We start from the raw sequence: 19,512 nt of genomic DNA on the forward strand, positions 1-19,512 counted from the left end.
ACACATGAAGCAACTGCTGGCGGCTGCCGTCGCGGCGCTGGCGCTGGCCGCTGCGCCAGCCCATGCCGCCCTGAAGGTGCTGGCCTGCGAGCCCGAATGGGGCGCACTGGCGCAGGAGCTCGGGGGATCGCTGGTCGACGTCAGCGTCGCCACCACCTCCCTGCAGGATCCGCACCAGATCCAGGCCCGGCCCAGCCTGATCGCCCGCACGCGCAACGCCGACCTGGTGGTCTGCACCGGGGCCGAGCTGGAAGCCGGTTGGCTGCCGGTGCTGCTGCAGCAATCAGGCAACGACCGCGTGCAGCCCGGCCGGGCCGGCAACTTCGCCGCCGCCGACTACGTGCGCAAGCTCGAGATCCCTGCCAGCCTGGACCGCTCCCAGGGCGACGTGCACGCAGCGGGCAACCCGCACATCCAGACCGACCCGCGCAATATCGCGGCGGTTGCCACGGCACTCGCTACGCGCCTGCAGCAGGTGGACACCGCCCACGCCGCGCAGTACGGCGAGCGCGCGGCGGCTTTCCAGCAGAAGTGGCAGCAGGCGATCGCGCGCTGGAACGCGCAGGCGGTGCCATTGCGCGGGCTGCCGGTGGCGTCCCAGCACAAGGGCTATGTCTACCTGTACGACTGGCTGGGGATGAAGGAAGTGGTGGTGCTGGAACCCAAGCCCGGCGTCGAGCCGAGCGCCGCCCACCTGCAAGGTGTCCTGGCCGCGCTGAAAGCGACACCGGCCCGCATGGTGCTGTATTCCGCCTACCAGGATCCGCGGCCCTCGGAGTGGCTGGGCAAGAACGCCGGCATTCCCGTGGTGAAGATCCCCTTCACGGTGGGCGGCAGCGACGCCGCCAAGGACCTGTTCGGCCTGTTCGACGACACGCTCGCGCGCCTGCTGGCGGCGGCCGGCGGCAAATGAGCTGGGGCGCCATCGACCTGGGCATCCTCGGCCCGGCGCTGCTCGCCGGGCTGCTGGTGCTGGCCACCCACATTCCGCTGGGCATGCAGGTGCTCGAACGCGGCATCGTGTTCATCGACCTCGCCATTGCGCAGATCGCCGGACTGGGCGTGATCGCCGCGGATTCCCTGGGCCTGCCGGAACACGGCCTCGCCGTGCAGGTGGCCGCGGTCTGTGCGGCACTGCTGGGCGCCGGCCTGCTCACCTGGACCGAGCGCAAGCTGCCGCAGCAGCAGGAAGCGCTCATCGGTGTGCTGTTCGTGCTGGCGGCGTCCGTGGGCATCCTGCTGCTGGCCGGCAATCCGCACGGCGGCGAACACCTGAAGAACCTGCTGGTCGGCCAGATCCTCTGGGTGGGCAGCACGGACCTGGTCGCGCTGGCGATCGTGACGGCGCTGCTGCTGGCCGCCATGGCCCTGGGCTGGACGCGGCGGCTGGGCCGCTTCGGCTTCTACGCTGCCTTCGCGGTGGCCGTCACCGCTTCCGTGCAGCTGGTCGGTGTGTACCTGGTGTTCACCAGCCTGATCGTGCCGGCGCTCGCCACCGTGCGGCGGCAGGGGCGCGCACGGCTGGTGCTCGGCTATGCCGTGGGCGCCATCGGCTACGTGCTGGGGCTGGTGCTGTCGGCCGTGTTCGACCTGCCGTCCGGGGCCGTGATCGTCTGCGCGCTGGCGGCGACCGCGGTGGCCGCGTCCAGGCTGCCCACGGCCCAGGCCCTGCCGGAACGCCAGCGCGCCTGACGCCGGCGCCCGGCTGGGGCCGGCATGAGCGGCCCCCGGCGGTTTCACCAGGTCGCGCCGGCGACGCGCCCATGAAAAAAGCCCCCGAGCGCCGAACGCTTCCGGGGGCACCTTGGAGAGAACGGAGAATGGATCCGGGCTCGAGGCGGTGCGGCGCAGCCGCTCAGCGCCAGTAGTGGTGGTGATGGCCGCGGTGGATGGGCACCGCCTGCTGCACGACCACCGGCTGCACGAGGGCTCCTGCCGGGTAGACCACGGCCGGCTGCGTGTACATCACCGGCGGGACCGAGTAGATGGTGGTGGGCTGCCACACCGGCTGCGGCTGCACATAGACCGGCTGCGGCTGCACGTAGACGGGCGCCGGCGCCACGCCGACGGCCATGCCGGGGGAACTGATGCCGACGGACCAGGAGACGCCGCCGCCGGCCTGGGCGGCGCCGGCCGCGACCAGGGCCGTCAGGCCGACGGCCAGGGCGGCGGCCTTGCTGAAGAGGGAAGTGCGGATCGACATGATTACTGCTCCTATGACGATGTTCTTGGGGCGGCTGTGCGACGCCTCTGTGCATATTGAACGCCCGAGCATCGAGGTTCGGATACCGCTGTTCCGTCAAAGCCGTTGCCAGACGTAACCCAGCCATACCGGGGGTAACCCGGGTCAACCCTAGAATTGACCGGCTATGACCACCCCGACCGGCGACAAAGACGCTGCCAAACCCAGCAATTTCCTGCGGCAGATCATCGAGCGCGACCTCGAGCAGGGCATTTACAGCCAGAGACATTGGGCCGGCATCCCGGGTGATGCGGCAACACAACAGTCCGGGCCGCTGGACCCGGCCCGCATCCGAACCCGCTTCCCGCCCGAGCCCAACGGCTACCTTCACGTGGGCCATGCCAAGAGCATCTGCCTGAATTTCGGCCTCGCCAACGAATACGGCGGCGTGTGCCACATGCGCTTCGACGACACCAACCCCGAGAAGGAGGAGATGGAGTACGTCGAGGGCATCAAGGACGCCGTGCGCTGGCTCGGGTTCAGCTGGGACGCCCACGGCACCAGCCACCTCTACCAGGCCAGCGACTACTTCGACTTCATGTACCGCGCGGCGGAGTACCTGGTCGAAGCCGGCCTGGCCTACGTGGACGAGCAGACGCCCGAGCAGATGCGCGCGAACCGCGGCGACTTCTCGCGCCCGGGCACCGACAGCCCGTTCCGCAGCCGCAGCATCGACGAGAACCGCAACCGGTTCCGCGAGATGCGCGACGGCAAGCTGGCCGACGGGGCCGCGGTGCTGCGCGCCAAGATCGACATGGCCAGCCCCAACATCAACATGCGGGACCCGGCGCTCTACCGCATCAAGCATGCGGAGCACCACAACACCGGCAACACCTGGTGCATCTACCCGATGTACACCTTCGCGCACCCGATCGAGGACGCGCTGGAGAACATCACCCACAGCCTGTGCACGCTGGAGTTCGAGGACCAGCGACCGTTCTACGACTGGCTGCTCGATCGCTTGGCCGAAGGCGGCCTGGTCAACAAGCCGCACCCGCGCCAGTACGAGTTCGCCCGGCTGAACCTCACCTACGTGGTCACCAGCAAGCGCAAGCTCAAGCAGCTGGTGGACGAGAAGCACGTGAGCGGCTGGGACGACCCCCGCCTGCCCACCATCGTGGGCCTGCGCCGGCGCGGCTACACGCCCGAGAGCCTGCAGCTGTTCGCCGAGCGCATCGGCGTGACCAAGGCGGACAGCTGGATCGACTACAGCACCCTGGAAATCGCCCTGCGCGACGACCTCGACCCCAAGGCCGCCCGCGCCATGGCGGTGCTCGACCCGGTGAAGCTGGTGATCGAGAACTGGGGCGAGTTGATGGGCGGGGACGACCAGCTCGACCCCTGCTCCGCCCCCGTGCATCCGCACGACGAATCGCGCGGCCGCCGCAGCTTCATGTTCGGCAAGGAGCTGTGGATCGAGCGCACCGACTACGAGGAAACCCCGCCCAAGGGCTTCTTCCGCCTGTTCCCGGGCAACAAGGTGCGCCTGAAGTACGGCCACGTGATCGAGTGCGTCGGCGCCGACAGGGACGCCCAGGGCACCGTGGTGCAGGTCCGGGCCAGGCTGGTGCCGGACACCAAGAGCGGCACGCCGGGCGCCGACAAGGTGAAGGTCAAGGGCACCATCACCTGGGTCGGCGTCGCCGATGGGCTCAAGGCCGAAGTGCGGCTCTACGACCGGCTGTTCGCGGTGGCCCAGCCGGACACCGGGGAGAAGGACTTCCTGGAGGAGCTGAACCCGGATTCGCTGAAGGTGGTGACGGCGTATGTGGAGCCGTCGCTGGGCAGCTCACAGGGGGATGAGAAGTTCCAGTTCGAGAGGCACGGGTACTTCGTGGCGGATCGGAAGGATCACGACTCGACAGCGGGGAAGGTGGTCTTCAACCGGGTGACGGGATTGAAGGACAGCTGGGGCAAGTAGAACGTCAGGAAGTCAGCAGGGGCGGCCCTGAGATCATTCCGCCGGGCGAGCTCTTGAACGCCTACTGCAGCCTGACCTCCCCATCGAACCCCACCTTCAACTTCAACCCCGGCACCTCCAGCGTCATCGTCGCGGGCAGCGTCTCGTTGCCGCTGATGCGTCCTTCCTGCAGCGCCTTGGCCACCGCCTGCTCGATGTCGCGCTGCGAGCTCACGCCGACGACTTTCAGGAACTTGCGGATGCTGAGGTTGAACACTTCGTCGTCCATGGCGGCTCTCCTGGGGATGGGAGCACCGATGCTAGGGCGCGGATGGCGGGCGAGGCAAATCCGCCTTTAGCTCATCCGCACGCCAGCGCCGAACTACATCCACACCCGCGCTAGCCCGACACTCACCGCGCCGGGCTGCACCATGCTGCGCGCATGAAGCTCCGAACTCCCCTCGCCGCCGGCGCCTCCGTGGTCCTGGCGGCCATTGGCAATGCGCTGTGGGTCGAGCGCCGCACGCGCGAAGCGGAGCGGCGGTTCCACGCGCCGCACCACCACATCTACATCCACGGCACGCACCTGCACTACCGGCTGGTCGGCGAAGGCCCGCCCGTGCTGCTGCTGCACGGCAACCTGGTGCACGGAGCCGACTGGGAGGCGAGCGGGCTGCTGGAGCGGCTGGCCGAGCGCCACCAGGTGCTGGTGATCGACCGCCCCGGGTTCGGCTTCAGCGACCGGCCGCGCGGCATCGCGTGGACGCCGGCGCGCCAGGCCCGCCTGCTGCACGACGCGGCGGAGGCGCTCGACGTGCACCGGCCGGTGGTCGTCGGCCACTCCCTGGGGGCACAGGTGGCGCTGGCGATGGCGCTGCAGCAGCAGGCGAGCGTGGCGGGCCTGGTGCTCGTGAGCGGCTATTACTGGCCGAACCTGCGGCTGGACCGGTGGATGGCGGCGCCCGTGTCGGTGCCGGTGCTGGGCGACGTGCTGCGCTACACGACCTCGGCGTGGACGGCGCGGGCCACCTTCGGTTCGACGCTGCGTGCGCTGTTCGATCCCGAGCCGGTGCCCGAGTCCTTCTTGCAGCTGCTGCCGCGCGACCTGCTGCTGCGCCCGCTGCAGCAGCGCGCGACCGCGGAAGACGGCAACCACATGGTCGGCCAGGCCCGCGCGCTGGAGCCGCACTACGGCTCGCTGCGCATGCCCGTCACCGTGATCGCCGGCACGCAGGACCGCATCGTGCCGCCCAAGCAGTCGGTGCAGCTGCATGAGGCCGTGCCGCGCGCGCGCCTGCGCCTGGTCGACGGCGTCGGCCACATGGCGCACTACCGGGCGCACGAGCAGATCCTGGCGGGCGTCGACGAGGCGCTGGAGTCGGACCGCACCATGCCGCTGGTGCGGCGCACCGAGCCGGCCGTGCGCGACACGGCGACGGTCGGCGTGCAGAGCGTGGGCTAGCCCGTCGCCGCCTCGCGGTCACCGGCCGCGGTGTCACATGCAGCAAGGTGCGTGTGCGGGACGCAACGCGAAGTCCGCATCGGCAGTGGCGCGCTGTACAGTTGCTGGGCCAGAGAAGGAGCGCACCATGGCCAACCGTGACCAACACAGCAAGAAGATGGCGAAGAAGCCGAAAAAGGACCACACGCCTCCCAAGGAAGGCGGCTCGACCTCCGACCGGCCGATGCCCCCGATGACCACGGTGATGCCCAAGGGCAAGCTGAAGAACAAGCAGTAGGCGCAATCCCGGCTGGACCGTCGGGCACGCCAGAGCAGAACTACGCGCACCGCCGAATTGGCCCGACAGCACTCGGGGCGCCGTTCTCCATGCTGCGCGCATGGACCACCTTCCACGCCTCACACCGCTCGGCTACGGCGCCCTGGCTGCCGTGGCCGCCATCGGCAGCGCCCTCTGGGTCGAGCACGCCTCGCGCGAGGCCGAGCGCCACCACCATGCACCGCACCACCTGCTGTACGTGCACGGCACGCGCCTGCACTACCGGCTGGTCGGCGAGGGGCCGCCGGTGCTGCTGGTGCACGGCAACCTGGTGCACGGCGCCGACTTCGAGGCCAGCGGCCTGCTCGCCCGGCTGGCCGAGCGGTACCAGGTGCTGGTGATCGACCGGCCCGGGTTCGGCCACAGCGACCGGCCGCGCGGCTACGCGTGGACGCCGGCGCGGCAGGCGCGCCTGCTGCACCAGGCCGCCGCGGCGCTGGGCGTGCACCGGCCGGTGGTCGTGGGGCATTCACTGGGCGCGCAGGTGGCGCTGGCCATGGCCCTGCAGGAACCGGCCGACGTGGCCGGGCTGGTGCTGGTCAGCGGCTACTACTGGCCCACCCCGCGGCTGGACCGCTGGCTCACGGCGCCGGCCGCCGTGCCCATCCTGGGCGACGTGCTGCGCTACACCACCTCCGCGTGGACGGCGCGGGCGACCCTGGGCGCCACGCTGCGCGCGATCTTCGACCCGTGGCCGGTGCCCGAGCAGTTCCAGCACTTGCTGCCGCGCGAGCTGCTGCTGCGCCCGCTGCAGCAACGGGCCACGGCCGAAGACGGCGCCCGCATGGTGGCCCAGGCCCGCGCGCTGCGGCCGCACTACGCCACGCTGCGCACCCCGGTGACCGTGGTCGCGGGCACCGAGGACGGCATCGTGTCGCCGCAGCAGTCGGTGCGGCTGCATGCCACCGTGCCGCGGGCGCGCCTGCGCATGGTCTCGGGCATGGGCCACATGGCGCACTACCAGGCGCACGAGCAGATCCTGTCCGGCATCGAGGAGGCGCTGGCGGCCGGCCGTCAGGGACTGGTGATGCCGGGCCATGTGGCGGCGGAGGCGCCCGTGGCCGGCCCGACGCCCCTCGGCGCGTCGGTGGCGGCTTCGCACGTGGTCGACACGCACTGACCGGATCGCGGCCGCCGACCTGCGTCACGGCCCCCGTCACGCCCATCCAGCACGGCGAGTCCGGCTCGCCGGTCCTACCCCGCGGCCCTACTCCGCGGCCTTCTCCGCGCGCTGCCGGGCCGGCCCCTCGGCCCGCTGCAGGTTCAGCGCCGAGTTGACGATGCCGATGTGGCTGAAGGCCTGCGGGAAGTTGCCCAGCATGCGCCGGGCCACCGGGTCGTACTCCTCCGACAGCAGGCCGACGTCGTTGCACAGGCCCAGCAGGCGCTCGTACAGGGAGCGTGCTTCCTGCAGCCGGCCCTGCAGCACCAGGTTGTCGACCAGCCAGAAGCTGCAGGCGACGAACACGCCTTCGCCGGGCGGCAGGCCGTCCACCGCGGGGTGGGTGATGTAGCGGCACACCAGGCCGTCGCGCACCAGGTCGCGCTCGATCGCCGCCACGGTGGCCAGCATGCGCGGATCCTGCGGCGGCAGGAAACCCACGATCGGCAGCATCAGCAGCGCGGCGTCCAGGTCCCGGCCGCCCGCGAACTGCACGAAGCAGCCGGCCTGCGGGTCCAGGCAGTGCCGGCAGATCCAGGCATGGATCTCGTCGCGCAACGCGCGCCAGGGCGCCAGGTCGATGTCGGCCTGCTGCATCTCGGCCAGGCGCACGTAGCGGTCGATGGCCACCCAGGCCATCACCTTCGAATGCGTGAACTGGCGCGGCGGCCCGCGCACCTCCCACATGCCGGCGTCGGGTTCCTGCCAGATGCGGGCCACGTGCCGCATCACGGCCAGGGCGCGCTGCATCCCTTCCTTCTCGGGCGTCAGGCCGGCGGCCACCGAGTGCAGCAGCACGTCGGCCACCTCGCCGTAGATGTCCAGCTGGCGCTGGCGCGAGGCGGCATTGCCGATGCGCACCGGCCGGGCGCCGCCGTAGCCGGGCAGCCAGTCGGCCTCCCACTCGGGCAGCAGCCGCTCGCCGGCCACGCCGTACATGATCTGCATCTCGGCCGGCGAGGCCGCGCAGGCGCGCAGCAGCCAGTTGCGCCACTCGCGCGCCTCGTCCTGGTAGCCGGTCTGCAGCAGGGCCAGCAGCGCCATCGTCGAATCGCGCAGCCAGCAGAAACGGTAGTCCAGTTGCGCGCGCCGCCCCAGGCCTCGGGCAGCGAGGTGGTGGCGGCGGCCACCATGCCGCCGGTGCGCACGTTGGTCAGCGCCTTCAGCGTGAGCAGCGAGCGGTGCACCATCGCGACCCAGGGCCCGCCCACCTGGCAGCGCGACAGCCAGCCGCGCCAGTACGCGGTGGTCTCCTGCAGTGCCCGCTGCGCGTCCAGCGGCGGCGGGATGTCCTCGTACGAGACCGAATGGGTGAGCACGAAGGCCACCTCCTCGCCGGCGCCGATCTCGAAGTCGGCGTAGCTGCGGAAGTCCTGGCCCGCGTGCGGCACCGGGCCACGCAGCACCACCCGGTGCGCGCCCGCCACGGCGCACAGCACGCCGCCCTCGTGCGTGACCCAGGGCTTGGTCTGGCCATAGCCGAAGCGGATCGCCAGCTCGCTGCGCACGCGCACCCGCCCGCGCAGACCGCGCACCAGCCGCACCAGGTGGCGCAGCCCGGTGCCCACCGGCAGCGCGTCGACGACCTCGACGCTGCCCTCGCTGCAGTCGAAGCGCGTCTCCAGCAGCAGCGTGTCGTCGCGATACTGGCGCGTGGCGGTCGCGCTGCCGTCCAGCGGTGCGATGCGCCAGAAGCCGTTGTCGTCGTCGCCCAGCAGGGCGCAGAACAGCGCCTCGGAATCGATGCGCGGCCAGCAGAGCCAGTCGATCGCGCCGCTGCGGTCGACCAGGGCCACGGTCTCGCCGTCCCCCAGCAGGGCGTGGTCTTCGATGCGGCGGGGCATGGCCGCATCTTGCCGGGCGATGGCCGGCCGCGTGTCGGATGCAAGCCCGACCTTCGCCGTCGGCACCGGCTGCAGAGCCAGGCCACGGGCTGACCGAACCGGTCCATGACGCCCCTGCGCCGACGAGCCAGCGCGGCCGCGCGCGACCGTTCGCGTCGGGCATGATCGCCGCATGCTTTCCGCCTCGTTCGACACGCTCCCCCTCTCCCCCGCCACCCTCGACAACCTGCAGCGCCTGGGCTACCTGCAGATGACGGCGATCCAGGCCGCCGCCCTGCCCACCGCGCTGCTGGGCAAGGATGTGATCGCCCAGGCCAAGACCGGCAGCGGCAAGACCGCCGCTTTCGCGCTCACCCTGCTGGCCAACCTCAATCCGCGCCGCTTCGCCGTGCAGTCGCTGGTGCTGTGCCCCACCCGCGAGCTGGCCGACCAGGTGACCACGGAAGTGCGCCGGCTCGCCCGCTCCGAAGACAACATCAAGGTGGTGACCCTGTGCGGCGGCGTGCCGCTGCGCGGGCAGCTGGCCACGCTGGAGCATGGCGCCCACATCGTGGTGGGCACGCCGGGCCGGGTGCTGGACCACCTGGAGCGCGGCAGCCTCGGTCTGGCGGCGCTGAACACGCTGGTGCTGGACGAGGCCGACCGCATGCTGGACATGGGCTTCGTCGACGACATCGGCAAGGTCGCCAGCCAGTGCCCGCCCGTGCGCCAGACGCTGCTGTTCTCCGCCACCTACCCGGAGGGCATCGCGAAACTGGCGGCGCAGTTCATGCGCGAGCCGCTGACGGTGAAGGTCGAGGCGCAGCACGCCAGCGGCACCATCGCGCAGCGCTGGTACGAGGTCGCCGACCGCGATCGCCTCCCCGCCATCGCTCGCCTGCTCGACCACTTCCGGCCGGCCAGCACGCTGGCCTTCTGCAACACCAAGGTGCGCTGCCGCGAGGTGGTCGAGGCGCTGCAGGCGCAGGGCTTCAGCGCGCTGGCGCTGTACGGCGACCTGGAGCAGCGCGAGCGCGACCAGGTGCTGGTGCGCTTCGCCAACCGCAGCTGCTCGGTGCTGGTGGCCACCGACGTCGCCGCCCGGGGCCTCGACATCGCCAGCCTGGCCTGCGTGCTGAACGTCGACGTCACGCCCGACCCCGAGGTGCACATCCACCGCATCGGCCGCACCGGCCGCGCCGGCGAGACCGGCCTCGCCCTCCACCTGGCCAGCCTGGACGAGATGGGGGCGGTCGGCCGCATCGAGCAGTTGCAGGGCCGCGAGAGCGAGTGGCACCCGCTGGACGAATTGACACCGGCCGGCGGTGCCCCGCTGGTGCCGCCCATGGTGACATTGCACATCCAGGGCGGGCGCAAGGAAAAGATCCGCCCCGGCGACGTGCTGGGCGCACTGACCAAGGACCTGGGCTACACCCGCGAACAGGTCGGCAAGATCGACGTCAACGAGTTCTCCACCTACGTCGCGGTGGAACGCAGCATCGCCCAGCAGGCGGCGGCGCGCCTGAACGCCGGCAAGGTGAAGGGGCGCGGGGTGAAGGTGCGGGTGCTGGACGACACGGATGGCGGGGACTGACCAGGCCGTCCTCCCGTTCATCCCACAGAGAATCGCCCGATGCCCCTTGTCGCCACCTCCGCCCGTCGCCAGCTCGCGATGGCCATCATGCTCGCCCTGGCCGTTGCCGGCGGGATCATCCGGCACGAAGCGCCCAATCCGTCCACCCTGCGCGACATCGGCACGCTGCTGCTGGTGATGTGGCTGCCCGCGGTGGGCAACTTCGTCGGCTTCCTGATGCGCAAGATCCCGTCCGGCACGCCGCCGCCGACGCACTTCGATCCGGACTCACCGTTCGTCGCGCAGTTGCGGGTTCGACTCGAGCCCGGCCCGCTGCCGGACGGCTTCCTGGCCTCGCTCGAGCCGGTGGACGATCTCGGCACGCTGCTGGTCGGCCGCCGCGGGTTCACGATCCGGTTCGATCGGCCGGTGGCCGAGTGGCTCGCCGCGCCGGGCAGCGACCCCGTCGCGGTGGAGTGCCTGCTGCCCGATGTGGCCCTGCGCACCTTGTTGCCGGGCACGCAGGTCCACCTGCTGGTGGGGACGACGGCCGTTGCGAAGGGGCAGGTCGTGGAGCAGGTCACGCTCCCGGCCTGAGCCCCGCCTCCGGAGGAAGGACCAGCGGGCCCCGGCCCTTGCCCAACCTCTCATCCAGCAGCGCCACCAGGTCGCCCGGCGCCACCGGCTTGGTGAGGTGGGCGTCGAAGCCGGCCGTCTTGGCCGCCTGCTGGTCGCTCTGCTGGCCCCAGCCGGTCAGCGCGATCAGCAACGGTTGCTGCGACAGGTCGGTGCTGGCACGGATGCGGCGGCAGGCCTCGTAGCCGTCGATGTCCGGCAGTCCGATGTCCAGCAGCACCACCTCCGGCTCCTGCTCGCGCACCACCCGCACGGCCGATTCGCCGTCGTGCGCCAGGACGACGGCATAGCCGTTCATGCCCAGCAGCTCGCCCAGCGTGTCGGCCGCATCGCGGTTGTCGTCGACCACCAGCACGCGGCCGCCCTGCCCGTTCATCTGCGTCGACTCGGGGGCGGGCGGCTGGATGGCCGGGGGGGCCTCGATGCGCGGCAGCCCGATGCAGAAGCTGCTGCCGTGGCCCAGCCCCTTGCTCTCGGCGCGGATGGTGCCGCCGTGCAGCTCCACCAGCCGGCGCGTGAGCGCCAGGCCGATGCCCAGGCCGGTGTTGCCGCCGTGCCCGCTGTGCCGCTCCTGCACGAAGAGGTCGAAGATGCGTTCCAGGTTCTCGGGCGAGATGCCGACACCGCTGTCGCGCACCTCGACCAGCACCTGGTCGCCCTGCGCATGCACGCGCACCCCCAGGCGGCCGCCGGCGGCGGTGAACTTCACGGCGTTGTTCAGCAGGTTGACCACGCACTGCGTGAGGCGGGTGACGTCGCCGCGCACCCAGGGCGGCGGCTGCCCGATCTCCTGCTCCAGCACCAGGCCCGCGCGGGTGGCAGTGGCGCTGAGGGCATCGACGGCGGCCGCGGCCACCTCCGCCATGTTCACCGGCTCCTGGCGCAGGTGGATGCGGCCCAGGGTGATGCGCGAGACGTCGAGCAGGTCATCCACCAGGTGCGACAGGTGCAGGGTCTGGCGCTCGATGGCGGCGCGCGCCCGCTCCACCACCGGATCGGCGGTGCCCCGCAACCGGATCAATTCCACCGCGGTGCGGATCGGGGCCAGCGGGTTGCGCAGTTCGTGCGCCAGCGTGGCCAGGAATTCGTCCTTCTGGCGATCGGCCTGGCGCAGCATGACCTCCTGGCTCTCGGCCAGGCGGCGGCGCGTGCGCTCCTCCACGCGCTTCTGCTCGGCGACGGCGCCCTCGCGCAGGGCCTTGGCCAGCACGTCCAGTTCGGCGATGCCGGTGTCGCGCTCCGGCGGCGGCGGCCGGCCGGCCAGGGCGTCCTCGCCCAGCTCGCGCAGCGGCCGCGCGAGGCGCCGGCTCAGGATGCCGGCCAGGGTGATGCTGACGGCCATCGCTGCCAGCAGGAGCAGCACCCAGGCCAGCGACGTGATGCGGGTCGGGAACACGTGCCCGCCATGTTCCTGCGAGACGCGCACCGTGAACCCGTTGGTGGGCGAGCGGGCCCACGCGCCCATCAGGCTCTTGCCGTCCCGCCCGGTGGCCCGGTACAGGCCGCTGCTGCGGTCCGGCTCCATCGCGATGGGCGTGGCCTTGTCCGCCAGGTGGGCGGCCGAACTCTTGTTGGTGGCGACCACCACGCCGCGCCGGTCGATCAGGCTGGCCCGGATCTCGGGTGCGCGAACGGCCGAGCGCAGGCGGTCCTCCAGCACCGCCGGAGGGTAGGAAAAGATCAGCGCATAGCGCGGCTGGCCATCGCGCTGCACCGGGATGGACAGCGACAGCGCCGGGCGGTGCACGTTCACCCCGTAGTAGAGGTCGCTGTAGGCCGGCCGGTTGGTCTGGAACACCTGGCGCGACAGGTTGCCCGAACTCAGGGGCAGGGCCTTCCCCTCCCAGTTCACCTCCAGCCGCTGCTCGCCCAGCTGCCACAGGTTGGGCAGCGCATCGCCCCAGTTCACCGCCGTGTTGAACTGGGCCTTGCCGTCGGGACCGACCAGCACGATGACGCTGCCGGGGACGCGGCGCGTGATCTCGGAGGCGAACAGGCGCAGCTGCTGCCAGTCCTGGCGATCGATCTGCGGCGAGGCCGCCAGCACGTCGAGCTGGGCACGGCCGCGGTCGAACTCGGCGTCGGTCACCTCCACCAGCGTCTCGGCCAGCGCCGCCAGGCGGGTGCTGGCCGTGCGGTTCTCCTGCGCGGTCTGCAGCGCCAGCAGGGCCAACGTTCCGAGGAGCAGGGGCGTGATGACGGCAGCCAGCAACCACCAGAGGACGTGGTTGAGGTTTCGAGGCCGCGGGAGAAACTTCAAGTGCATTGCGGCGGCAGCAACGCCGCTGGAGAAGTGCCGACCAACTCTAGCCGCAAGACCCGGCGAGCGGGAGCAGACGGGCGCGCAATCCGCCATCGGAATGGGCCGTCGTCGCACGGGCAGCTCGGCCGGACGGGAGACGGCTCAGCCGTGCGCGATGCTTCGCTGGGCGACGAAGCATGGGCGCGCGGCCATGCCGCACACTGGGCGCATGAACACCAACCAGGTCGCCCGCATTGCCGCGCTGCTGGGCGAGCCGGCACGCACCGGCATGCTGCTGGCCCTGATGGACGGGCGGGCCCTCACCGCGCATGAGCTGGCGGCCGCCGGCGGCATCACGCCCGCCACCGCCAGCCGGCACCTGGCGCTGCTGGTCGAGGCCGACCTGCTGCGGCTGGACCGGCAGGGCCGGCACCGCTACCACCGGCTGGCTTCGCCCGAGGTGGCGCGCCTGCTCGAAAGCGTCATGCAGCTGGCGGCGCAGTCGGCGCCCGACCGTCCGCGCGTGGCCACCGGCCCGCGCGACGCGACGATGCGCCTGGCACGCACCTGCTACGACCACCTGGCCGGCCGCATCGCCGTGGCGATCGCCCAGCGGCTGGTGGACGAACGTGCGGTGCTGGTGGAAGACGACACGGCCGTGGTCACCGAGCGCGCCGGCCCGGTGCTGGAGGGACTGGGCCTGCGCTCGGAGGTGGTGCACGCGCGTGGCCCCGGCCAGCGGCCCGCCTGCCGGCCCTGCCTGGACTGGGGCGAGCGGCGCATGCACCTGGCCGGCCGCCTGGGCGCCTTGCTGTGCTCGCACACGCTGCAGATGGGCTGGCTGCTGCAGGCGCCCGGCACGCGGGCGCTGCAGCTCACGCCGCGCGGCGCCGTGGCGCTGCGCGACTGGCTGGGCGTGGAGCGCTGGATGTCGGTGCAGGCTGGCGACCCCGTTCAGCAGCGCAGTTCGCGGTAGCGCACCCGCAGCATCGCGAGGTCGCCCTCCTCCGCCTCGGTCGGCATCGAGCCCTTGTTGCGCATGCGCACCTCGTCGGCACGGATGTGCCCCTGCAGCGCTTCGCACTGCTGGCGCGTGTCGGCATCGAGCGCGGCGCGGGCCATCTGGTGCGCACGGTCCTGCGGCGGCACCGCGTGGCGGTCGAAGGTCTTGCTCACCCGGCCCGTGCCCAGCTGCTGGGCGCCGGCGCACGGCACATGGGTGTACGTCAGGCCGGTCGCTCCGGCGCAGCGGTACACGGGGTTCTGCGGCGGTGGCTGGTTCTGGGCCGGATAGCCGCCGTCCTGCGCGCCCGCCGGCGGCGCGGACAACAAGGCGATGGAAGCGATCGACAGCAGGCGAGGCAAGGTGTGCATGGCGAGCTCCGTGACGAATGGCTGAGCTTCCATGCTGCCCAAGCCGCCGACGGGCTGCCTGCCGAAACTGCAACCAAACTCGGCCGTAGGCGAGCAAGCGTGAGCCGTGTAACCAGACATTCCGGGCTGTCGCGCCGGCGCCGCAACTCAGGTGCCGCCGAACCGCCGCCGGCAGAGGTCGATCACCAGCTCGCGGAACCAGCGGTGCAGCGGATTGGTGTGCGACCGGTCGTGCCACATCAGCACGATGTCGAACGGCGCCAACGCCACCGGGGGCTCGAAAGTCTCCAGCGCCAGCATGCCCAGGAACCGCTGCAACACGCGCTCGGGCAGCGTCGCGAGCAGGTCGGTCTGCTCGACGATGAACGGCACGCCCAGGAAGGTGGGCTTGGAGAGCATCACGCGGCGGGTGCGGCCGGCGCGTTGCAGCTGTGAGTCGAGCACGGCGTTGTACATGGTCGCCGCCCCCGGCTCCACGGTGACGTGGCCGGCCGCGCAGAACGCATCCAGGTCCATGGGTGCGGCCAGCAGCGGATGGCCGCGGCGCGCGACGCCCACCATGCGCTCGTGGAACAGCGGCCGCACCCGCAAGCTGCCGGGCGGATCGGGGAAGTACGAGATCGCCACGTCGACTTCGCCACTGCTGAAGATCTCGCCGATGCGCCGCGGATTGGGCCCCACGATGCGCAGGATGACGTGCGGCGCCTGCACCGCCATCTCCTTGACCAGCTCGGGAACCACCACGAAGTCGATGTAGTCGGTGACGATGAGGGTGATGGTGTCACGCGCCTGCGCCGGGTCGAACGCCGGGCGCATGTGCATCAGGCTATCGATCTGGCGAAGGGCCTCCTCGACGCGCGGCGCCAGGTCCTCGGCGCGGGCAGTGAGCACCAGGCCGGCGCCCCCCTTCACCAGCAGCGGGTCGTCGAACAGGGCGCGCAGCTTGGACAGCGCCAGGCTCATCGACGACTGGCTCATGTCCAGGCCGGCCGCGGCGCGTGAGACGTGCTTCTCGCGCAGCAGGGCATCCAGGGCTACCAGCAGGTTGAGGTCCAGGTCGCGCAGGCGCATGGGGATCGGAATCTGGATAGCGGCTATCGGCGCGGCGAATTGCCGCCGCGGCGTCGGGCGACTGTAATCCAGGCCAACCCAGGGTCCGCAGCCAGCGTGGCACCGGACTCCCGGACCAGCCCCCGTCCACAACGCAGCGAGACACCATGCAACCCAAGATCCCCACGATCCGCGTCACCCGCGACGAGATGCGCCAGCGCGTCGCTCTCTTCAGCGAGATCCAGGGCTACGACGGCGGCCTGCCGGACAGCCGCCATCCCAGCGCCACGCGCAAGCTTTACAACGTGATCGGCTTCCAGCCGCCGCAGCGCAGCGACGGCGCCGTCATCGTCTCGCCGGTGGGCGACCAGGCTGCCGAGCGTGCCCACATCAAGATCCGCGAAGGTTTCAACATGGGCTTCTGCGAGACCACGCCGGGCAAGGGCCCGATGATGCACAACCACGACACCAACGAGACGTTCATGCCGATCACAGGCACCTGGCGCTGCTCGTGGGAAGTGGACGGCAAGGTGGAGCACTTCGACCTCGGCCCGCGCGACGTCATCTCCTTCCCGCCCGGCGTGCAGCGTCGCTTCGAGAACGTCACCTTCAATGAACCCGGCCAGTCCCATTGGCTGCTGTTCGTCATCGGCGGCGACGCGCCCGAGGCCGAGTTCTCGCCCGAGGCCCACGACAAGCTGATCGCCGAAGGCTTCATGACGCCCGACGGCAAGTACTGAGGCCGGCATGCGCGAACTGATCGACCGGCTGGAGAGCCGGTACGCCTGGTCGTCGCTGGTCGTCGACGGCCATGCCTGGCGCTGGCTCGACACGGCCGGCACCGGCCCCGCCGTGGTGCTGCTGCCCGGCTCGGTGGGCGACGGCGCGATGTTCGTGCGCACGCTGCTGTCGCTCGGACAGCGGCTGCGCCTGATCGCCGTCACGTACCCCGCCGAAGCCGACCCGGTCAAGCTGGCCGACGGCCTGAAGTCGGTGATGGACCACCTGCACCTGCCGCCCTGCGTGGTGGTGGGTTCATCGTTCGCCGCCTACTGGGCGCAGTTCGTTGCGCTGCGGCACCCGTCCGCGGTGCGCAAGCTGGTCATCGGCAACGGCTTCGTCGACGCGGCCGACCTGGCCAGCAACCCGCTGTTCGACCCGGACTGGGTGGCACGCGTGGCGCCGGCGGACCTGCACGGCACCTGGCTCGGCCGCGTGCAACAGGCGCCGGTGGCGCCGCTCCAGCAACTGCAGTTGCAGATGCTGGCCGAGCGACAGTCGCCCGACAACCTGCACGCGCGATTTGCCGGCGTGACGCAGGCGCAGGCCTGCCCCCCGCTGCCGCTGCGCGACGACGACATCGTGGTCCTCGACTGCGACGACGACCCCATCATCCCGGCGATCGCGCGCGACCGTCTGCGCAACCAGTACCCGCGGGCCCGCCACGCCCGCCTGGCCACCGGCGGGCACTACCCGCACGTGCTGAATCCCCAGCGCTACGAGGGCCTGCTGCTCGACGTGGCGTTCGCCTGACCTCCCTGAAGAACAATCGGAGACTTCCATATGCCCCAGCCTTCCTTCACCCGCCGCACCGTCCTGGGTACCCTGGGTGCCGCCGCCCTGACCGCCAGCACCGCCGTGCGCGCCCAGGGCAAGTGGCCCGACAAGCCGATCAAGCTGGTGGTGCCGTTCGCCGCCGGCGTGTCGCCGGACGTTGTCTCGCGCATCCTGGCCGAGCCGCTGGGCCGCGCTCTCGGCCAGCCCCTGATCATCGACAACCGCGCAGGGGCCGCCGGCATCATCGGCGCCGAAGTCGCGGCCCGCAGCCCCGGCGACGGCTACACGCTGTTCATGACGGTCAATTCCATCATGGGCATCAACCCGGCCGTCTACACCAAGCTGCCGTACGACGTGCAGAAGGATTTCGCGCCCGTCACCCTGGTGGCGCGCGTGCCCTACGTGCTGATCACCGGCATGAACCAGCCGGACACCACGCTCAAGGCCCTGCTCGCCCGAGCCAAGGCCAAGCCCGACTCGGTGGAGTATGGTTCGCTCGGCGTGGGCTCGGGCCCGCACGTGGTGATGGAGATGATGAACAACATGGCGGGCATCAAGATGGTCCACGTGGCCTACAAGGGCTCGCCGGTGCAGGACGTCATCGCCGGCCAGGTGCCGCTGGCGTTCGATCCCGCGACCACCGCCATCCCCCTGGTCAAGGGAGGCAAGGCCCGCGCCCTGGCCATCACCAGCCCCAAGCGCAGCCCGGCGCTGCCCGACGTGCCGACGGTGGCCGAGCTGCTGCCCGGCTACGACGGCGACGGCTGGCAGGGGTTCTATATGCCGGCAGGCACGCCCAAGGAGATCGTCGCGCGCATGAACACCGAGATCGTCAAGGTCCTGCGCCAGCCCGACGTGCAGAACAAGCTGATCGATCTGGGCCTGCAACCGGTGGGCAACAGCATCGACGATTTCTCGCGCATCTCGCGCGACGAGTACGACAAATGGGCCAGGATCGCCAAGGCCAACAACATCCGGGTGGAGTGACCGGGTGACGGTGGTGCGCGCCCCCTCCGCGGCGCAGGTCGCGGTGGTGGCGATGCTGCCGCCCCTCACGATGAACCTCGCAGTCGGCCTGCAGCCGGTCTTCAGCGATGGCAGCCGGCTGCCGCCGGCGCAGGCCGGCGCGCTCGTCGGCCTGTACGCGCTGGGGCTGGGCCTCGGCCAGTTCCTTGCTGGCAACGCCGCCGACCACTGGGGCCGCCGCCCCACCCTGCTCGCCGGGCTGGCGCTGGCCACCGTGGCAACGCTGCTGGGGACACTGGCCGATGCGGCGCCGCTGCTGCTGGCCAGCCGCCTGCTGGCCGGCCTGGGACTGGCGACCGCACTGGTCGTGCCGCGGGCCTGCCTGCGCGACGTTCACGCCGGCCAGTCGCTGCAGCGCGCGATGGCTGTGCTGTCGATGGTGTTCGCGCTGGCCCCGGCCATCACACCGCCGCTCGCCTGGGCGGCCACCGAGCTGTGGTCGTGGCGCGCCGCGCTGGGCCTGGGTGCCGCGCTGGTGACCATCGCGCTCGTGGCCTCCTGGCACGGTTTTCCCGAGACGCGGCCGCCCGGCACCCGGCCGCCCAGCCTGGCGGCCTGGGCGGCGCTGCAGCGACACGCCGGCGTGCGCCGGACCGTGCTGGCCTTCGCCTGCGCCGCGGCACCTTTTTTCGTCATCGCGGCGCTGGGGCCGGCGGCACTGCAGTCCTCCGTGGGGTTCAGCCCCGGTGCGGCCGCCCTGCTGCTGGGGGGCACCTACCTGGGCTTCGCCATGGGCAGCCAGTGGGTGCGGCACCGGGCCGCCACCCCAGGTGCGCACCATGTCGCCCTGGGCATCGGCCTGGTCGCGGCCGGTGCGCTGCTGCTGGCGGCCACGCTGGCCTGGCCGGCCACGGCGCTGTGGATCCTGGGGCTCACGCTCTATGCCATCGGGCACGGCGTTGTCTTTCCGGCCTCGTTCTCGCTGGTGTTGCAGGACGTCCCCCACCAGGCCGGCATCGCGGCGGCCGCCATCGGGACGGTGCACATGGTGGCCGGCGCCTGCTCGGCCTGGATCGCCGGCGCGTTGCCGCTGGCGCCGCATCCGATGCTGGTGCTGGCGGTGGGCGCGACCGCCGGCGCCAGCGCGCTCGCCTGGTGGCGGATGCCGCGGCCGGCTGTCGCGCCGGCCCGTTGAGTTCGGCGCGGCGG

General features: G+C 71.5%; 18 protein-coding genes and 1 pseudogene. 13 read left to right on the forward strand and 6 right to left on the reverse strand.

Features of this window, described 5'->3' with window-relative positions; translation table 11 throughout:
- Window positions 1–4 precede the first annotated feature (4 nt).
- On the forward strand, window positions 5–913 hold the full coding sequence (locus tag GON04_RS04200) for a metal ABC transporter substrate-binding protein (protein WP_198349214.1): 909 nt from the start codon (window positions 5–7) through the stop codon (window positions 911–913).
- Window positions 910–1,692 (forward strand): metal ABC transporter permease, encoded by a 783-nt coding sequence (locus GON04_RS04205; protein WP_157396709.1) that lies wholly within the window; start codon window positions 910–912, stop codon window positions 1,690–1,692. Before GON04_RS04200 ends, GON04_RS04205 begins: the two co-directional genes overlap by 4 nt.
- Window positions 1,693–1,855: 163 nt before the next feature.
- On the opposite strand, the gene GON04_RS04210 is transcribed toward GON04_RS04205, so the two are convergent.
- Entirely contained in the window at window positions 1,856–2,203 is a 348-nt protein-coding gene (locus tag GON04_RS04210) for a hypothetical protein (protein WP_157396710.1), read from the reverse strand.
- A 166-nt stretch (window positions 2,204–2,369) separates the two neighbouring features.
- On the opposite strand from GON04_RS04210, the gene GON04_RS04215 reads away from it, so the two are divergent.
- On the forward strand, window positions 2,370–4,163 hold the full coding sequence (locus GON04_RS04215; RefSeq protein WP_157396711.1) for a glutamine--tRNA ligase/YqeY domain fusion protein: 1,794 nt from the start codon (window positions 2,370–2,372) through the stop codon (window positions 4,161–4,163).
- Between the two features lie 61 nt (window positions 4,164–4,224).
- Here the strand turns inward: GON04_RS04215 and GON04_RS04220 are convergent, their stop codons facing one another.
- Window positions 4,225–4,431 carry a DUF6494 family protein gene (locus GON04_RS04220; RefSeq protein ID WP_157396712.1) on the reverse strand — a complete coding sequence of 69 codons (207 nt, stop codon included), beginning with the start codon at window positions 4,429–4,431 and terminating at the stop codon, window positions 4,225–4,227.
- A gap of 153 nt (window positions 4,432–4,584) precedes the next feature.
- Here GON04_RS04220 and GON04_RS04225 point away from each other — a divergent pair, with 153 nt between their 5' ends.
- From GON04_RS04225 to GON04_RS04230, 3 genes are all read left to right on the forward strand, one after another.
- Window positions 4,585–5,604, forward strand: coding sequence for an alpha/beta fold hydrolase (locus GON04_RS04225; RefSeq protein WP_157396713.1), 1,020 nt, complete (start codon window positions 4,585–4,587; stop codon window positions 5,602–5,604).
- Between the two features lie 127 nt (window positions 5,605–5,731).
- On the forward strand, window positions 5,732–5,881 hold the full coding sequence (locus tag GON04_RS26545; protein WP_181653882.1) for a hypothetical protein: 150 nt from the start codon (window positions 5,732–5,734) through the stop codon (window positions 5,879–5,881).
- 100 nt (window positions 5,882–5,981) lie between these two features.
- Entirely contained in the window at window positions 5,982–7,040 is a 1,059-nt protein-coding gene (locus GON04_RS04230) for an alpha/beta fold hydrolase (RefSeq protein ID WP_157396714.1), read from the forward strand.
- Between the two features lie 87 nt (window positions 7,041–7,127).
- Here the strand turns inward: GON04_RS04230 and GON04_RS27155 are convergent.
- Window positions 7,128–8,926: pseudogene (locus GON04_RS27155) on the reverse strand (glycoside hydrolase family 15 protein).
- Between the two features lie 172 nt (window positions 8,927–9,098).
- Between GON04_RS27155 and dbpA the strand changes: the two are divergent.
- Window positions 9,099–10,499, forward strand: coding sequence for an ATP-dependent RNA helicase DbpA (dbpA, locus tag GON04_RS04240; protein ID WP_157396715.1), 1,401 nt, complete (start codon window positions 9,099–9,101; stop codon window positions 10,497–10,499).
- A gap of 39 nt (window positions 10,500–10,538) precedes the next feature.
- A complete protein-coding gene (locus tag GON04_RS04245) occupies window positions 10,539–11,075 on the forward strand; it encodes a hypothetical protein (RefSeq protein ID WP_157396716.1) in 537 nt (178 codons plus the stop codon).
- On the opposite strand, the gene GON04_RS04250 is transcribed toward GON04_RS04245, so the two are convergent.
- Entirely contained in the window at window positions 11,059–13,374 is a 2,316-nt protein-coding gene (locus GON04_RS04250) for a hybrid sensor histidine kinase/response regulator (RefSeq protein ID WP_181653883.1), read from the reverse strand. The genes GON04_RS04245 and GON04_RS04250 overlap by 17 nt on opposite strands.
- A gap of 211 nt (window positions 13,375–13,585) precedes the next feature.
- Here GON04_RS04250 and GON04_RS04255 point away from each other — a divergent pair, with 211 nt between their 5' ends.
- Window positions 13,586–14,332 carry an ArsR/SmtB family transcription factor gene (locus GON04_RS04255; protein ID WP_157396718.1) on the forward strand — a complete coding sequence of 249 codons (747 nt, stop codon included), beginning with the start codon at window positions 13,586–13,588 and terminating at the stop codon, window positions 14,330–14,332.
- On the opposite strand, the gene GON04_RS04260 is transcribed toward GON04_RS04255, so the two are convergent.
- Together GON04_RS04260 and GON04_RS04265 are read right to left on the reverse strand one after the other, a co-directional pair.
- The gene (locus GON04_RS04260) at window positions 14,311–14,730 is read right to left on the reverse strand and encodes a hypothetical protein (RefSeq protein ID WP_157396719.1); all 420 of its coding nucleotides are present in this window, start codon (window positions 14,728–14,730) and stop codon (window positions 14,311–14,313) included. The genes GON04_RS04255 and GON04_RS04260 overlap by 22 nt on opposite strands.
- Before the next feature lie 147 nt (window positions 14,731–14,877).
- Window positions 14,878–15,801: a LysR family transcriptional regulator gene (locus tag GON04_RS04265; protein ID WP_157396720.1), complete on the reverse strand. Its 924-nt coding sequence runs from the start codon at window positions 15,799–15,801 to the stop codon at window positions 14,878–14,880.
- Window positions 15,802–15,947: 146 nt separating this feature from the next.
- Between GON04_RS04265 and GON04_RS04270 the strand changes: the two genes are divergently transcribed.
- From GON04_RS04270 to GON04_RS04285, 4 genes are read left to right on the forward strand one after another with little or no spacing between them, the layout of a single operon-like run.
- Window positions 15,948–16,520 carry a cupin domain-containing protein gene (locus GON04_RS04270; protein ID WP_157396721.1) on the forward strand — a complete coding sequence of 191 codons (573 nt, stop codon included), beginning with the start codon at window positions 15,948–15,950 and terminating at the stop codon, window positions 16,518–16,520.
- A 7-nt stretch (window positions 16,521–16,527) separates the two neighbouring features.
- A complete protein-coding gene (locus GON04_RS04275) occupies window positions 16,528–17,313 on the forward strand; it encodes an alpha/beta fold hydrolase (RefSeq protein WP_157396722.1) in 786 nt (261 codons plus the stop codon).
- A 30-nt stretch (window positions 17,314–17,343) separates the two neighbouring features.
- A complete protein-coding gene (locus GON04_RS04280) occupies window positions 17,344–18,324 on the forward strand; it encodes a Bug family tripartite tricarboxylate transporter substrate binding protein (protein WP_157396723.1) in 981 nt (326 codons plus the stop codon).
- A gap of 13 nt (window positions 18,325–18,337) precedes the next feature.
- The gene (locus GON04_RS04285; RefSeq protein WP_157396724.1) at window positions 18,338–19,498 is read left to right on the forward strand and encodes an MFS transporter; all 1,161 of its coding nucleotides are present in this window, start codon (window positions 18,338–18,340) and stop codon (window positions 19,496–19,498) included.
- The last annotated feature ends 14 nt before the right edge of the window (window positions 19,499–19,512 follow it).

The organism is Ramlibacter pinisoli (assembly GCF_009758015.1).
Lineage (GTDB): Bacteria > Pseudomonadota > Gammaproteobacteria > Burkholderiales > Burkholderiaceae_C > Ramlibacter > Ramlibacter pinisoli.